Source organism: Nocardia sp. Tas62D01 (assembly GCF_055232035.1).
On sequence record NZ_JBUYUZ010000001.1, the window covers coordinates 754,887 to 770,741 of the forward strand.

Consider the following 15,855-nt stretch of genomic DNA (forward strand, 5'->3'; position numbering starts at 1 on the left):
ACCGCACCGAGGTCGAAGGGCGGGTGATGACTCCGGCGATGCGGTTCAGCGGCCCTTGCCCGGCTTCCGCCTAAGGTAGGCAAGTGATTCGGTGATCGCGCGCGCGTCGAAGTCCGCTGGGTCGAAGTCCGCGGCCAAGTCGAGGCCCAGCCATTCGAGCTGGTCTTCGTGCTCGTCGTGATCGGGGTCGGCGAGTACGTCGAGAAGCTCCTGGTAACCCCAGATACCTCCGCAGTCCTCGGGCGGAGCGGCCCGACGTCCGCCGGTGCAACGCGGGTAGTCGGCGGACGGTTCTGGCGGCAGTGATTTCTCGATGACGATGGAGTGTTCCCAGTCGTCGCCGAAATCATAGGTGTAGGTGAGTTTCGAGCCGGGCGAAGCGGCGATCTGCTCGAGGGTGACGGATTTGTCGGAGCGTTGCCCGAGTGCGGGGTCGGGTTGGCCGAAGGCGCCGTAGTCGGTCTCGAAGGTGTACAGGTGGCTGTCGTTCCAGTCGAAGGCCACCTGTAGAACGTGGTGGAGTGTGGCCAGCGGGATATCGCCGGGAACCTCGAGGCGGCGCCAGATCGGCGGCTTGGCGCCGCGCAGATCGACCCGTAGCCGCAGGATCGGCGCGGCGCCGTCCTTTGTCTTTCGCTTGGGCGGCAGCTTCGGGGGTTTCGATCCCCGTGCTCTCCAGCCCGCGCCGGACCGGCCGTTGAACGGCTCGGAGGCGGCGGTCAGCTGTCGGATCGCGGCCATCAGATCGGCCGGGTTCAGCTCGTTGCCGTGCGGCGGCTTGGGCTTGGTCGACACCGGCAGGCTACGCAGCCGGGCCCGCAGCAGCGGCGCGAGGATGCGGTATCCCGGCCTGTCCTCGTCGACGTCCAATTCGGCGGCGAGATCCTCGAGCCCGGTCCCGTCCACGTCGTGATCGTCGCGCACATCCATCGCGGCCTCGGCGTGCCACCGGAATTCGGCGGGATCGATGGTCGTGTAGGTCAGCGACGTCCCCTCGCTGCGGGCGAAGTGGCGCATGTTGCTGAGGACCTCGGACAGCTCGTCGGCTGCCAGCAGCAGGACGTCGCGGGCTTCGCCGCAATGTTCCGGAACGAGCGCGAGGACAACGGCGTGCGCCGAGGCGGCTCGCTCGAACCGGGCCGCCAGCAAAACCGCATCGCCATCGGGATCGCTCAACAGGACGCACTCGCGAGCGGTCACCGGCGCGGACAATTCTTCCACCCAGGCCGGGGTGGTGACACCGCGTGCGCGCAGACGCTGCAGGCCATCCATCGCCACACGGCCGATCCGCGGCCCACCGAGCACACCGAACACCGCCAACATCCCCGCGGCGGCCGAGTCTGCGACAGCTTCGAAAGCGGGCAGGAAGTGTTCGACCATCGCGTCTTCGAAGTCGCCGAGCAACTCGGCGCTCGCCAGGAACATCGATCCAACAACTTCCGCGTCCAGCGGATCGCTGATACTCACGAAGTCCGCGATTACAGCGGTTGCCGCCGCGCCGGGATCGAATCCGGCGGCGGCACGGCCATCATCATGTAGTAGCCCCGATTCCCACTCTTGGGGAACAAGTTTCAGGCCCAGCGTGGGCTGATTGGATGAACGCCGCCTGCTCACCCGGACACTCTCTCACAGACCCGCGCACCGATGGGCCAGAGCCCCCACTGACGGATACGCAGGAGCTGTCGGGCTAATGGCTGTGCGCTCGAATGTAGGTGCACCCGACGCCGGGGGCTTTCACCCAAGGCCGTGAAGTCAGGGCTTGTCGAGAATCCGTAACATCGCGGATTTTCGAATGATGTGTGTGGTACAGGTTATTTAGAGGTAGCCGAGAGGCAGCTGGCACCAGCTCGACAGGTGACACCCATCGCCCTCGATACCCGACAGCGACCGCGATGCCGATTCGTCCACGACCGCAGCGTTCAGGGTTCGTCGGCCGCTGCGCTAGCCAGCAACCGCACCGCACCGCGGCGAGCACCAGCATCCGAGTCGTAGGAACCCATATTCGCAGGTTCTCGTTCGCACCGGGCAGCGGACACCGACACACCAACGAGCGTGCAACGCGGACAAGACTTTTCAGACGGCCCTCCGCCGGTACGCCGCGTAGAAACGCGAGCAACCCCGGCTGAGTTCAGCCGGGGTTGCTCGGATGTGGTCAGCGCAGGGAATTACCCCTTGTGTGCCTTGACCGCTTCGGTCAGCTGCGGGGCGACCTTGAACAGGTCGCCGACGATGCCGTAGTCCGCGATCTCGAAGATCGGGGCCTCTTCGTCCTTGTTGACCGCGACGATGGTCTTCGAGGTCTGCATGCCCGCGCGGTGCTGGATCGCGCCGGAGATGCCGAGGGCGATGTACAGCTGCGGCGAGACCGTCTTACCGGTCTGGCCGACCTGGAACTGGCCCGGGTAGTAGCCCGAGTCGACGGCGGCACGCGAGGCGCCGACGGCGGCGCCCAGCGAGTCGGCCAGCGCCTCGACGACAGAGAAGTTGTCGGCGGAACCGACGCCGCGGCCACCGGAGACGACGATGTTCGCCTCGGTGAGCTCCGGACGGTCGCCGCCGACGATCGGCGCGCGGGAGACGATGCGCACGACCCCCTCTTCCTGCGCCGGGACCTCGACAGTCACCTTTTCACCTGCGCCGGCCTGCGCGGACGCCTCGATGGCGCCCGGGCGCACCGAGATCACCGGCACGTCGCCGGTGGCCTTGGCCTCGACGGTGAACGCGCCACCGAAGATGGAGTGCACGGCGGAGCCGTCGGCCTTGACGTCGATGACGTCGACCAGCAGGCCGGAGCCGATGCGGGCAGCCAGGCGACCCGACACCTCCTTGCCCTCCGCGGTGGCGGCGACGATGACGGCGGCAGGCGAGGCCGACTCCGACAGCGCGGCCAGCACGTCGACCTTCGGGGTCACCAGGAATTTCTCGACATCGTCGGACTCGGCGATGTAGATCTTCTCGGCGCCGGCCGCGGCGAGCGCGTCGGCCAGCTTCTCGCCGGTGCCAACCGGGCTGAGCACGACGGCGGCCGGCTCACCCAGGGTGCGAGCGGCGGTGAGCAGTTCGGTGCTGACCTTCTTGATCGCACCGTCGGCGTGCTCGACGAGCACAAGTACTTCTGCCATTTGTGTTCTCTCCTAAGCAGTCTCGGGCGGGATCAGATGATCTTCTGACCAACGAGGTACTGGGCGATCTTGGTGCCGCCGTCGCCCTCGTCCGCGATCTTCTCGCCCGCCGTGCGTGGCGGCTTCGGAGTGGCCGCGGTAACGGCGGTGCCCGCGTTCCCGACACCGACGGTCGCCGGGTCGACACCGAGGTCGGCCAGCGTGAGGGTCTGCACTTCCTTCTTCTTCGCGGCCATGATGCCTTTGAAGGACGGGAAGCGCGGCTCGTTGATCTTCTCGGTGACGCTGACGATGGCCGGGAGGGTGGCCTCCAGCTTGAAGACGCCCTCGTCGGTCTCGCGCTCGCCGGTGATCTTGTCGCCGTCGACGACCAACTTGCGCAGGTGTGTCAACTGCGGGATGCCGATGTACTCCGCGATGATCGCGGGCACGGCTCCGGCGCGACCGTCGGTGGCCTCGTTACCGGCGATGACCAGCTCGACACCCTCGACCTGGCCGAGCGCGGCGGCGAGCACGTAGGCGGTCTGCACGGCGTCGGAGCCGTGGATGGCCGGATCGTTGACGTGGATGGCCTTGTCGGCGCCCATGGACAGCGCCTTGCGGATAGCCTCGGTAGCACGGTCCGGACCGGCGGCCAGCACGGTGACCTCGCCACCCTGGGCCTCCTTGATAAGCAGCGCTTCTTCGATGGCGCGCTCGTTGATCTCGTCGAGGACGGCGTCGGCGGCCTCGCGGTCGAGCGTGAAATCGCCATCGGTCAGCTTGCGCTCGGACCAGGTGTCGGGAACCTGCTTGATGAGTACGACGATGTTCGGCATTGGTCTTCGTCGACCTCCTGTTCTGGGGGCACGGTGTGGTGGTCGCACGAGCGGGCCGTACGTCCATTGAGTAGCTCAGGGCGTGACACTACCCTACGTTAAGTTACCCATTGGTAACTTACCCGCTTCTCTCTCACAACCCCGGTCCGGGCGATATCGTGCGCCGGTCTTACCAGTAACGTCGGACGAATGAGCGAGGCTGTGATCCCTGCCGCAGTGGGCACCCCACCTGGCATTACTCCCGAGTCGAACCCCGGCGCCCTCGAGCCGCTGCCGCTGACCGGTGAGCGCACGGTACCCGGCATCGCCGAGGAGAATTACTGGTTCCGCAGGCACGAGATCGTCTACGCGCGTCTGCTCGCGCGCTGCGCGGGAAAGACCGTACTGGAGGCCGGGTCCGGGGAGGGCTACGGCGCGAACATGATCGCCGATGTGGCCGCCAAGGTCATCGGCCTGGACTACGACACCGGCGCGGTCGCGCACGTACGCGCCCGCTACCCGCGCGTGGAGATGATCCTCGGCAACCTCGCCGCGCTGCCGCTCGACCACGCCTCGGTCGACGTCGTGGTGAATTTCCAAGTCATCGAACATCTTTGGGACCAGAGCCAGTTCATCAGGGAATGCCTGCGGGTGCTGCGACCCGGCGGTGAGCTGCTGATCAGCACGCCCAACCGGATCACCTTCTCGCCCGGTCGCGATACCCCGCTCAACCCGTTCCACACCAGGGAACTGAATGCAGCCGAACTCACCGAACTGCTGGTGGACGCCGGATTCGACGTCACGCTGATGACCGGCGTGCACCATGGCCCGAGCCTGAAGGCGTTGGACGCCAGGCACGGTGGCTCGTTCATCGACGCCCAGATCGAACGCGCCCTGGCCGGTGCGCCGTGGCCCGCCGAGCTGACCGCCGACGTCGCCGCCGTGACCATCGACGACTTCGCGCTGATCACAGACGACATCGATGCGAGCCTCGACCTGGTCGCCGTCGCGGTGAAGCCTTGAGTAAATCGGAGGTTCCTGGCCAGTTCACCCTGGTCCTACATTCCCACCTACCCTGGCTGGCCCACCACGGCCGCTGGCCGGTCGGCGAGGAATGGCTGTACCAATCCTGGGCCGCCTCTTATCTTCCCGTCGCCCAGGTCCTGAGAACCCTTGCCGCCGAAGGACGTTCGCATCTACTGAGCCTCGGCATCACACCAGTGCTCGCGGCCCAGCTCGACGACCCACACTGCCTGGCCGGGATGCACCACTGGCTGGGCAACTGGCAGCTGCGCGCCGACGAGGCCGCGATGGCGGGCAATATCGGGCTCGGCAGGCACGAACACCGGCTGGCCACCGCGGCGCTCGCGGATTTCGAGCAGCGCTGGCGGCACGGCGCCGCCCCGGTCTGGCGCTCGCTCATCGACGCGGACGCGATCGAACTGCTCGGCGGCCCGCTGGCCCACCCGTTCCAGCCACTGCTCGACCCCCGACTGCGGGCCTTCCAGCTCAGTGAGGGCCTGGCCGACGCGCGCCAGCGCTGGGGCCACACCCCAGCCGGAATCTGGGCGCCGGAGTGCGGTTACACGCCCGGCATGGAGACTGGATACGCCGCCGCGGGTATGACGCATTTCATGGTCGACGGTCCCGCCCTGCGTGGGGACACCTCCCTCGGACGGCCCGTTCGCGAATCGGACGTGGTGGCCTTCGGACGCGATCTGCAAGTGAGCTACCGGGTTTGGTCGCCCAAGTCCGGCTACCCGGGCCACAGCGCCTACCGTGACTTTCATCATTATGACCACGCCACGGGTCTCAAGCCCTCTCGCGTCACCGGCAAGACGGTGGCCGGTCCCGACAAAGCGCCCTACGACCCGGAGCCGGCAGCCGCGGCCGTCGCCCGCGATGTCGATGACTTTGTGCAGACCGTGCGCGACCGGCTGATCGCCGAATCCGAGCGCATCGGCCGTCCGGCCCTGGTCGTCGCGGCTTTCGACACCGAACTGTTCGGCCACTGGTGGCACGAGGGCCCGCAGTGGCTCGAGCAGGTGTTGCGCGCGCTGCCCGAGGCGGGCGTGCAGGTCGGCACGCTGGCCGATGCTCGCGAGCGCGGGTTCGTCGGTCAACCGGTGCCGCTGGCCGATTCGTCATGGGGCTCCGGCAAGGACTGGCGGGTCTGGGCCGGTGACCAGGTCCGTGACCTAGTGGAACTGAACGACGACATCGTGCGTCTCACCCTCGACACCGTCGACAAGATGCGGGCCGCCAACGGCGCGGTCGCGGTGCGCGATCAGGTCGCAGATCAGCTGCTGCGCGAGGCCATCCTCACGGTGTCCAGCGACTGGGCGTTCATGGTCAGCAAGGACTCGGCGGAGGGTTACGCGCGCGACCGCGCGTACCGGCATGCGCACGCGGTACGGGAGATCGCGGCGGCGGTCGGTGCGGGCCAAGTCGCCAAAGCACGGCAGTTGGCGGCAGGATGGGGTGCGGCTGACGGACTCTTCCCCGGTTTGGACGCACGACGGCTTGCCGACACAGGGTCCGATCATCACTCCGGCGACGCAGCACAGCACTCTGGCGACGCAGCACAGCACGCGGACCAAGGCTCCTCAGAAGGACATGCATGAAGATTTTGATGGTGTCGTGGGAGTACCCGCCGGTTGTGGTCGGCGGGTTGGGCAGGCATGTGCATCACCTGGCGATCGAGCTGGCAACCGCAGGCCATGAGGTCGTCGTGCTGGCCCGCCGTCCCACCGGCACCGACTCCTCGACCCACCCCACCCATTCCTTCATCGCCGAGGGCGTGCTGGTGGTCGCGGTCGCGGAGGACCCGCCGTGTTTCGACTTCGGCGAAGACATGCTGGCCTGGACCCTGGCCATGGGGCACGCGATGGTGCGGGCCGGTATCGCACTCGGCAAGCCCGGCATCGGTGACGGCTGGGTGCCCGACGTCGTGCACGCGCACGACTGGCTGGTCGCGCACCCGGCGATCGCGCTGGCCGAGTACTACGACGTGCCGCTGGTATCGACGCTGCACGCGACCGAGGCGGGCAGGCACAGCGGCTGGGTGTCCGGCCGGATCAACAAGCAGGTGCACTCGGTCGAGTGGTGGCTTGCCAACGAATCGGACGCGCTCATCACCTGCTCGGCTTCGATGCAGGACGAGGTGGAACGGCTGTACGGGCCCGAGCGGATTCCGCTGCGGGTGATCCGCAACGGCATCGATGTGGGCGCCTGGACGTTCCGTCCGCGCGCCCCACGCACCGGCCCGCCTCGGCTGCTGTACGTGGGTCGGCTGGAGTACGAGAAGGGCGTGCAGGACGCGATCGCGGCGCTGCCCCGGATTCGGCGCGCCCACCCCGGCACCACGCTGACCGTCGCCGGTATCGGCACCCAGTTCGAGTGGTTGCGCGAGCGGGCCCGCGTGCACCGGGTCGCCCGCGCGGTCACCTTCGCCGGACAGCTCGGCCATGAGGAACTACTCGGCTGGCTGCACGGCGCCGACGCGATCGTGCTGCCCAGCCGCTACGAACCATTCGGCATCGTTGCCCTCGAAGCGGCCGCGGCGGGCATACCGCTTGTCACCTCCAGCGCGGGCGGTCTCGGTGAACTGGTCGTCGACGGCGTCACCGGCGCGTCCTTCGAACCCGCCGACGTCGACGGCTTGGTCGATGCGGTGCGCGCCGTTCTCGACGATCCCGCCGCCGCCCAGGATCGCGCCTATGCTGCGCGGGAACGCCTCACCGCGGACTTCGCGTGGGATGTCGTGGCCGCCGAAACGATCGGCGTCTACCACTCCGCGAAGCGCCGCGTGCGCAACGCGATGAGCCGCCCGACCATCGTGGAACGCCCACTCCCCGAACGGGATCCGAATCAGCCGGTCTGAACAGGCGACGGTTGAGCCTCCAACTTCTTCACGATCTTCTGGACGGTCAGCCACGTCCGGGTGGTGATGTCCTTGCTGTATGCCTTTTCCATCCAGCCCATGAAGTTCGGGGTGCCCGACACACTGTTGTCGATGACCGCCAGCGCCGCGCGAGCAGGCTTGTCATAGCAGACGAAGCGCACGGCCGGATCCGACTCCCCTGGCGGCGGGACAATCGCCTCCTGCGGTGTCTTCTTCAGAAAGGTCACCGTGAGATAGGTGCCGCGTCCATGCGTCAGGCCGGGGAACGGGTCCGTATCGAGCAGTGCCTTCAGCTCTTCGTAACTGCGGATGATCGTGCCGCCTGCGATCCCGAGCTCGCGGTTGAGCGCCTCCTGGATGCGCGACTCGAGCTCGGGGATATCACTCTCGATGCTGCGGAAGACGATATTGCCGCTGGACAGAATGGAGGCGACCGATTCGAACCCGAGCCCCCCGAAGACCCCGCGCAACTTCTCGTTGCGCATGTTCGGGTTACTCGGCATGATCCCGCGCAACAGCGCCGCGTACCTGTTCATGTCGCAGACCGTACCCAGTGCGACCGACAATTCGCGCCACGGCTATGCCGACTGTGTCGCGCCGTTCTTCTTGCGCTCGATGTCTTCCAGGGCCGCAATGTATTTCGCGCGCTCCTCGGCGCCGGCCTCCCAGGTGGCCTTGCGGTTCTTGACGACCTTGGCGGGGGCGCCGACGGCGATGCTGTAGTCCGGGATCTCGCCCTTGACCACCGCGTGCGCGCCGAGCACGCAGCCACGGCCGACGCGAGTCTCGCGCAGCACGGTCACCTTGGCGGCGATCCAGGTGTCGGGGCCGATACGGACCGGGCCCTTCACGATGCCCTGATCCTTGATCGGCATGTTGATGTCGTCCATACGGTGGTCGAAGTCGCAGATGTAGCACCAGTCCGCGACCAGGGTCGACTCGCCGATCTCGATATCGAGGTAAGTGTTGACGACGTTGTCCTTGCCGAAGACCACCTTGTCGCCGATGCGCAGCGAGCCCTCGTGGCAGCGGATGGCATTGCCGTCGCCGATGTGCACCCAGCGGCCGATCTCCATCCGGGCCAGCTCCGGTGTCGCATGGATTTCCACCCCGCGGCCGAGGAACACCATGCCGCGCAACACGATGTGCGGGTTCGCCATCCGGAACTTGAACAGCCGGTAGTAGCGCACCAGGTACCAAGGCGTGTACGCCCGGTTGGCAAGCACCCAGCGCAGCGACGCCGGGGTCAGAAATCGCGCCTGATGCGGATCCCGGCGACGCGATCCACGCCACCGCGAGCGCAACGGTGCGCCCCACATGCTCGTCACGAACGGTCTCCTTCGTGGTCCTTCGGGTCGCGCCCGCCCCGGCCGCGACGTATACAGCCTATCTGCCTGCGCGATCGGAAGACGCGGTGAGTCCCGGGACCCGCACACCTGTCGACGGCCCTCCCGTACAGTGACTCCGAACCCGCACGCGGACACTCGGCTCGGGTGCTGAGCGAGCCGAGGTTCGACACGCTTTTAGTCTCGTGCGAGCGGCCAAAGACGGAGGAGAGCAGCAGGTGCGAAGCGGCGGCGTACTGGCTACATCCAGGTGGCGACCCGTCCGGCGACGGACAGTGCTGGCACTGGCCGCGGTCGGCGCGCTGACGCTGGCGGGGTGTGGCACCGATGTCGACGACATCACCGTCGGTCCGGGTACGGGCTGGCCCGCCGCGTACCACGATGGCCGCAACGACGGAACGAGCCCGGTCACCGGGTCGCGGAAGCTGGCGCTGAGCTGGTCGCGCCCGATCGGCGGCCCGATCGAGAAGGCGGTGACGGTCGCCGCCGAGGGGCAACTATTCCTCACCAGCCGGACCTCGTCGGGGTGCGCCATCTTCTCCTTCCAGATGCTCAGCGGCCGTAAGCGCTTCTGCAATCCGCTCGGCCCGAGCGCCATCTCGGCGCCGTCGGTGGTCGACGGCGGCACCAACGTGTACGTCGGCGACGACGGCGGGGTGAACTCGTTCAACTATCTCGGGCAGCCGCGCTGGCGCACTCCGGTTGCCGGGGTTCCGGTTTCGGTGCAGTTCACCGGCGACGGGAATCTGCTGACGGTCACCCAATCCGGTCAGGTGGACGTGCTGTCGCGCCAGACCGGTGCGCGCGTGGTCCCGACCATGCAACTGCTCGGTGAGCCCGACTTCCTCAATTACCCGGACCTCACCCGCCCGGCCTCCGGCGAGGGCCTCGACGACTGCACCACCGGCGGACCGCAGTGCCCGGTCGCGAACATCTCCGCCATGGACGAGGCGAGCGGCCGTTTCTTCGTCACGGTTTGGAAGCCGGGTTCGCCGACCGCCGCCCTCGTCGCCCTGCGCTACCGGGACAACAAGATCGAGCAGCAGTGGCGCGCGGACATCCTGACCGGGGGCAGCGCCACCAGCCCGAGCCTGTCCGCCGACGGCAACACCGTCTACGTGGGCGACAACAGCCGCAGGCTCATCGCCCTCGACACCAGCGATGGGCATACGAAATGGGTGCACGCGCTGGAATGGGCGCCGCGCGGCGGGATCTCGGTCTCCGGCGACGGCCTGATCATCCCCTCCGGCGACGACGGCTACCTGCTCGCGCTGCGCGATACCGGCACCACCGCCGAATCCGTCTGGGAGCGCAAGGATCTCGTGCTGCGCGGCGCCCCGGTGCAGACCGCGGGCGGCACCGGCTACACCGCCGCCGCCATCGGTGACGGCCTGAACCTCATCACCTTCGACACCAAGACCGGCGCGACCGTCGACTCCGATGTCCTCCCCGACGCCAAGGGCACCACCACCGGTACCTCCATCGGCGCCAAGGGCGAGATCGTGCTCGCCACCCGCATCGGCGAACTGTTCGTATTCAAGCCGGAGCAGTAGAAGTTCCGCAGTAGCAACGCAGCCGGGGCCCCATCATCTAGGTGCACCGCACCCGGCGAGCGCCGTGTGCGGTGCACAGGAATGCCGCCGCGGTACGGCCGATCCGCGTGATGACCAACGAATAGGGCTGCGAGCCAGTCTGTTTCAGGCGACGGCGCAGTTGGTCGGGGTCGACGTCGACGCCACGCACCAGGATCTCCAGCGACCCGCAATCGTTCTTGCGCAGTGCCGCGCGCAGCGTCTTCTCTCGGTATTCGAGCCGATCGAGGATCCGGAAGCCACGCACCCCGTCGGGCAGCTGGTTGCCGGTCAGATAGGCGATGCGGGGGTCCAGTTGCCACAGACCGTGTTTCGCGGCGTAATGGCGCACCAGCCCGGCCCGCACGACCGCGCCATCCGGGTCGATGATCCACTCCCCCGGATCCTGCTCGGGGATCTCGTCGGGATCAGCGTCGGTGAGGACCCAGGATTCGCCGGTGGTGCTCAGGACCGTCGCGCGCCGGGTGACATCTCCGGCCAGTCCCGCGGACCACAGACATGCCTCGCGCACGGCGCTGTCCAGCGACACCACCTCGATCTCGCCGGACCAGTCGAGCCGGTCGAAATCCAGTCCGGGAGCGCACTTTACGGCGAGGTCACGGCCGGGATAGGCGGCCAGCAAATCGGGCAGCGGCGGTTGCAATTTCGCCGGATCATAAGTGCGGCGGCCATCCGCCCGTCGTGCGGGATCGGCGATCACGACCGTGCCGACACTGCATGAGACCAGCGCATCCGCCTTGGCCAGCAGGACATTTCGCGCTCCGGCCACATTGTGCGCGGCCATCGACAGTCGCAGGTCATCCAGATCACTGCCGATCACCGACGGGCACACCCGAGCCAGCTCGGCGAGTTCGGCGCCGACCGAACAGGTCACGTCGTGCACCGCCCGACCGGCCAAGCGGGCGGCACGATGCCGCGCAACCATGGTGGGGGTGGCCTGCTGCAACGCGTCGTCGGTGAACAGCCACTGCCCGGCATCGGTGAGCTTGGCGCTCGCCCGACGCCGCAGGCGCACCGTCTCGACCAGTGCCGCCGCCCGGTCACCGTGCTCGCGACGCACCCGCTCCAGATCGCGCAGGTGCGTCGCCGGGGTCAGCTCCAGCCGGTCCACCTCGGCCAGCGCGGCGCGACCCGCCGCGCTCCCGAGGAAGGCGACATCTTCTCGACCGAAGCTGTATGCCACTACTTGGCGGAGGCGCCCGGCTTCACGCCGGTGATCATGGCGTTGTAGAAGAACTGACGCGGCACCACGCGGCGCATGACGTTCTCGTCCACCCAGCTCAGCCGCAGCCACGCCTTGTACATCGCCATCCGGTAGCCCATCGTGAGCTTCTCCTCGGGCACTGCGGCCTCGAAGGTGCGCACCGGCCAGCCCCACAGCGCGGCCGCGAATTCCTCTGTGGTGGCCCGCACGTCGGCGGCGCCCGCCGAGGTGGCCATGGCCTCCAGCTCGCGCGGATCGAAGGTGTGCAGATCGACGACCGCTTCCAGCGCGGCGGCACGGGACGACTCGTCCAGCTCTGTCTGCGGCCGCCGCCAGCCTGCCAGCGCGGGCAGCTTGGTCACCGTGGTGGTGGCCTTCCAGGTGATCCGGCCGAGCCAGCGCGCATAGAAGTTACCCGCGGTGGTCGGCTCGCCCGCGAAGACGAAACGCCCGCCCGGCTTGAGCACCCGCAGGCATTCCTTCAGCGCCAGCTCCACGTCGGGGATGTGGTGCAGCACCGCGTGCCCACAGACCAGGTCGAAGGTATCGTCGTCGTACGGGATGGTCTCGGCGTCGGCGACACGGCCGTCCACGTCGAGCCCGAGGTTCTGTGCGTTGCGCAGCGCGACCTTCACCATGCCGGGTGAGAGGTCGGTGACCGAGCCTGTCTTCGCGACGCCGCCCTGCATCAGATTCAGCAGGAAGAAGCCGGTGCCACAGCCGAGTTCCAGTGCGCGCTCGTACGGCAGCGGGGCCGGGCCGACGGCGGAGTCGAAGCGTCCGCGGGCATATTCGATACAGCGCTCGTCATAGGAAATGGACCATTTGTCGTCGTAGGTCTCGGCTTCCCAGTCGTGGTAGAGGACCTGGGCGAGCTTCGTATCCTCGAGCGCGGCTTCGACCTCGGCCTCGGTAGCATGCGGGTTCGGCGCGGGGTCGTCTGGACGTGCGGTCATGGTGGGCTAGCCTACAGAAATACGGCTGCCTCGCCTGCGCTCGGCCCGGCGCAAGGCTCCTGACCGACTGCGTCCGGTTGCGCCCGATATCCCAGATAGCGCCCGCTATCGGCCCACGAATTCGGCCGACCCTGGACCGTTGGCCAGATAAGAACCTGTTCCTATCAGGCGATCTTCTGTGGTGAACAGATCAGACCATTCGGTCCGTGCACGATCGAGGCCGTGCGGACCCGCTTCGAAGACCGCCTTGGCGGCCGCGAGCGCGCGCGCCGGGCCGTCAGTGAATTGACCAGCCCATCGTATCGCGGCGGTGTACACATCATCGGGTGCGACCACCTCGTCGACCAGTCCGAGCCCGAGCGCCTCGTCCGGCTCGACGAAGCGGCCGGTGTAGACGAGGTCCTTCGCCGGTCCGGGGCCGATCAACAGCGACAGCCTGCGAATGCCCGCGAGCGGGATGAGCCCGGCCCGGATCTGCGGCAGGCCGAGCTTCACGTTGTCGCCGATGATGCGGCGGTCCGCGCCGAGCGCTAGTTCCAGCCCGCCACCCAGGCAGTAGCCGCTGATCGCGGCGACCGTCGGCTGCGGCACCTTGGCCAGACAGCCCAGCGCCGCCTGCAGATCGCCCGCCATGGCCCGCGCCTGGTCCGCATCGAGCGCGGACAGCTCGGCGAGATCGTCGCCCGCCGAGAACACCCGTTCGTCGCCGTAGACGACGAGCGCCGCGACGCTCGCATGCTCGGCGACCGCTTCGGTCGCCGCAGCCACTTCCCGCACCAGCTGGACATTGAGCTGATTCATCGGCGGGCGGGCGATCCGGAGGACGGCCACGCCACGCGCGGCATCACCCTCGGGCAGATCCAAGGTCACGAATTCGGCCATGGGACGCCACGCTACCGGGTAGACGCCGGTTTCCTCACTCGCGCACGGATCCCTTGGGTCGACGCTGATCCGGGACATCGGCGAAGTAGCGATGGTTGTCCGGGAAGTTCAGCACCTGGCGTCCATCGATGGCCGTGAGCACCGGCATGATCGGGTCGATGACCACCTCGGCGGCGAGAATGTCCGTGGTGGAGGCGAATTCGCTCAGCGCTACCAGCTGTGCCCAGGTCGGCGGCAGCAGGACGTCGGCGCCCGCGCGCCAGCGATCCAGCGCCTCGGCGGGCGTGCGCCACTGCACCTCGTCGGCCTCGGAGGTCGCGCCATCGGCCAGCTGACCCTCGGGCAGCATGGCGACGAAGAACCGGGTGTCGTAGCGGCGCGCCTCGATCACCGGGGTAATCCAATTCGCCCACGGCCGAAGCAGATCCGCGCGCAGCACCAGCTTCTCCTCGGCGAGGAAGGCCGCCAGCGAGACGTCGCGCCGCTCCAGCCTGCCCCTGGCCTCGTGGTATCCGGCGGTGTCGGACACCACGCTGTCGCCGGTCGGACCGGCAAGCAGCACGCCGCATTCCTCGAACGTCTCCCGCACCGCGCCAGCCACCAGCGCCTTGGCCCGCGCCTCGGTGGTCCCGAATTTCTCGGCCCACCACGCGGGTTCGGGTCCGGCCCACTCGATGTCGGCCATGCCGTCCGAGGGGTCTACCCCACCGCCTGGGAAGACCGTCATCCCGGCGGCAAACGCCATGGCGCCCGCCCGGCGCTGCAGGAACACCTCGGGACCGGCGGCGCCGTCGCGCACCACCATGACCGTCGACGCGTCCTTGGGCGACACCTCCTGCGGCTGAGAGTCAGCCAGCGCGTTTATCTCACTCACCCTTGCACCCTAACGCGAGCGGTGCCTGCCCAATCGACGAGACCGACGGGCGAAGTAGCGGCCGTCGACGCGGTCCAGTGCGATGGATTGGCTGAATGCCGCACTCAGGTTGTCGGAGGTCAGCACATCCGGCAGCAGACCCTGCGCGACCACCGCGCCCTCGTTGAGCAGCAAGCCGTGGGTGAAGCCGGGCGGAATCTCCTCGACGTGGTGGGTGACCAGCACCATGGCGGGTGCGTCCGGGTCGGCGGCGAGATCGCCGAGGCGCTCCACCAATTCTTCGCGACCACCCAGATCTAGACCCGCGGCGGGCTCGTCGAGCAACAGCAGTTCCGGGTCGGTCATCAACGCGCGGGCGATGAGGACGCGCTTGCGTTCACCCTCGGAGAGGGTGCCGTAGGTGCGATCGGAAAGATGTTCGGCGCCGAGGCTTTCCAGCATATCGATGGCGCGGTCGATATCGACGTCGTCGTAGCGCTCGCGCCAACGGCCGAGTACGGCGTAGCCCGCGGACACCACCAGGTCGTTGACCTTCTCGTCGCGCGGAATCCGGCTGGCGACCGCCGCGGAGGACAGGCCGATGCGCGGACGCAGTTCGCTGACATTGGTTTTGCCGATCACCTCACCCAGTATGTGGGCGATGCCCGAGGTCGGATGCACCTCGGCGGCGGCCATTCGTAGCAGCGAGGTCTTGCCCGCGCCGTTGGGTCCGAGTACGACCCAGCGTTCGTCGAGCTCGACCTGCCAGGTGACCGGACCGACGAGGGTGTGACCCGAACGTCGGATGGTCACGTCGGTGAAATCAATGAGCAGATCGGGATCCGGTTGCGGCACGGGCTCCATCTTGGCCCAAATGCGCCGCGCTCGTACGACCGGCCCATCCCGGATTCGCCGATCTGGCGATCTTGCGACGGCGGCGCACCGCGGAGAGTTCATCCTGCGGCCGGACGGCCGTCGATCGATCGTTCGGCGCGGTGTCCGATGATCGGAACAGCCGCGCGACGACCAGGGCCAACGGAATCGAGCAGACGATCCATACGGCGAGAATCACCAACAACGTTGTCATCTGGTCCTCCGGCGAGTTGCGTGCGGGCGGTCCTGTTCCGTCTCATTTACCCATTTCGGCGGCGCGTGAACCTCCTATGCCGAACTGTCGATCGGCGGCGCGCCGAAATCGG

The 15,855-nt window shown here is 67.8% G+C and carries 14 protein-coding genes; 4 read left to right on the forward strand and 10 right to left on the reverse strand.

What is annotated here, in order from left to right; genetic code table 11:
* Positions 1 to 45 precede the first annotated feature (45 nt).
* From ACV7NQ_RS03795 to ACV7NQ_RS03805, 3 genes are all read right to left on the reverse strand, one after another.
* Positions 46 to 1,614, reverse strand: coding sequence for a plasmid pRiA4b ORF-3 family protein (locus ACV7NQ_RS03795; RefSeq protein ID WP_463358334.1), 1,569 nt, complete (start codon positions 1,612 to 1,614; stop codon positions 46 to 48).
* Positions 1,615 to 2,165: 551 nt separating this feature from the next.
* Entirely contained in the window at positions 2,166 to 3,122 is a 957-nt protein-coding gene (locus ACV7NQ_RS03800) for an electron transfer flavoprotein subunit alpha/FixB family protein (protein WP_463358335.1), read from the reverse strand.
* Between the two features lie 32 nt (positions 3,123 to 3,154).
* Positions 3,155 to 3,940: an electron transfer flavoprotein subunit beta/FixA family protein gene (locus tag ACV7NQ_RS03805; RefSeq protein WP_463358336.1), complete on the reverse strand. Its 786-nt coding sequence runs from the start codon at positions 3,938 to 3,940 to the stop codon at positions 3,155 to 3,157.
* Positions 3,941 to 4,129: 189 nt separating this feature from the next.
* Between ACV7NQ_RS03805 and ACV7NQ_RS03810 the strand changes: the two genes are divergently transcribed.
* Genes ACV7NQ_RS03810 through ACV7NQ_RS03820 form a run of 3 tightly spaced genes read left to right on the forward strand, consistent with a single transcriptional unit; the run spans position 4,130 to position 7,802 of the window.
* Positions 4,130 to 4,942, forward strand: coding sequence for a class I SAM-dependent methyltransferase (locus ACV7NQ_RS03810; RefSeq protein WP_463358337.1), 813 nt, complete (start codon positions 4,130 to 4,132; stop codon positions 4,940 to 4,942).
* Complete coding sequence (locus ACV7NQ_RS03815) at positions 4,939 to 6,543, forward strand: 1,4-alpha-glucan branching protein domain-containing protein (protein WP_463358338.1); 1,605 nt, start codon at positions 4,939 to 4,941, stop codon at positions 6,541 to 6,543. The genes ACV7NQ_RS03810 and ACV7NQ_RS03815 overlap by 4 nt, the downstream gene beginning before the upstream one ends.
* On the forward strand, positions 6,540 to 7,802 hold the full coding sequence (locus tag ACV7NQ_RS03820; RefSeq protein ID WP_463358339.1) for a glycosyltransferase family 4 protein: 1,263 nt from the start codon (positions 6,540 to 6,542) through the stop codon (positions 7,800 to 7,802). The genes ACV7NQ_RS03815 and ACV7NQ_RS03820 overlap by 4 nt, the downstream gene beginning before the upstream one ends.
* Here the strand turns inward: ACV7NQ_RS03820 and ACV7NQ_RS03825 are convergent.
* Both ACV7NQ_RS03825 and ACV7NQ_RS03830 read right to left on the reverse strand, forming a co-directional pair.
* The gene (locus ACV7NQ_RS03825) at positions 7,790 to 8,359 is read right to left on the reverse strand and encodes a DUF1697 domain-containing protein (RefSeq protein ID WP_463358340.1); all 570 of its coding nucleotides are present in this window, start codon (positions 8,357 to 8,359) and stop codon (positions 7,790 to 7,792) included. The genes ACV7NQ_RS03820 and ACV7NQ_RS03825 overlap by 13 nt on opposite strands.
* A 42-nt stretch (positions 8,360 to 8,401) precedes the next feature.
* A complete protein-coding gene (locus tag ACV7NQ_RS03830) occupies positions 8,402 to 9,151 on the reverse strand; it encodes an acyltransferase (protein WP_463358341.1) in 750 nt (249 codons plus the stop codon).
* A gap of 293 nt (positions 9,152 to 9,444) precedes the next feature.
* Between ACV7NQ_RS03830 and ACV7NQ_RS03835 the strand changes: the two genes are divergently transcribed.
* On the forward strand, positions 9,445 to 10,722 hold the full coding sequence (locus ACV7NQ_RS03835) for an outer membrane protein assembly factor BamB family protein (RefSeq protein ID WP_463358342.1): 1,278 nt from the start codon (positions 9,445 to 9,447) through the stop codon (positions 10,720 to 10,722).
* A gap of 37 nt (positions 10,723 to 10,759) precedes the next feature.
* Here the strand turns inward: ACV7NQ_RS03835 and ACV7NQ_RS03840 are convergent, their stop codons facing one another.
* From ACV7NQ_RS03840 to ACV7NQ_RS03860, 5 genes are all read right to left on the reverse strand, one after another.
* Positions 10,760 to 11,944 carry a THUMP-like domain-containing protein gene (locus tag ACV7NQ_RS03840; protein ID WP_463358343.1) on the reverse strand — a complete coding sequence of 395 codons (1,185 nt, stop codon included), beginning with the start codon at positions 11,942 to 11,944 and terminating at the stop codon, positions 10,760 to 10,762.
* Entirely contained in the window at positions 11,944 to 12,921 is a 978-nt protein-coding gene (locus ACV7NQ_RS03845; RefSeq protein WP_463358344.1) for a class I SAM-dependent methyltransferase, read from the reverse strand. The genes ACV7NQ_RS03840 and ACV7NQ_RS03845 overlap by 1 nt, the downstream gene beginning before the upstream one ends.
* Positions 12,922 to 13,026: 105 nt before the next feature.
* Entirely contained in the window at positions 13,027 to 13,803 is a 777-nt protein-coding gene (locus tag ACV7NQ_RS03850; protein WP_463358345.1) for an enoyl-CoA hydratase-related protein, read from the reverse strand.
* A gap of 34 nt (positions 13,804 to 13,837) precedes the next feature.
* Positions 13,838 to 14,608, reverse strand: coding sequence for an NUDIX hydrolase (locus ACV7NQ_RS03855; RefSeq protein WP_463365525.1), 771 nt, complete (start codon positions 14,606 to 14,608; stop codon positions 13,838 to 13,840).
* Positions 14,609 to 14,686: 78 nt separating this feature from the next.
* A complete protein-coding gene (locus ACV7NQ_RS03860; RefSeq protein ID WP_463358346.1) occupies positions 14,687 to 15,520 on the reverse strand; it encodes an ABC transporter ATP-binding protein in 834 nt (277 codons plus the stop codon).
* Positions 15,521 to 15,855 lie beyond the last annotated feature (335 nt).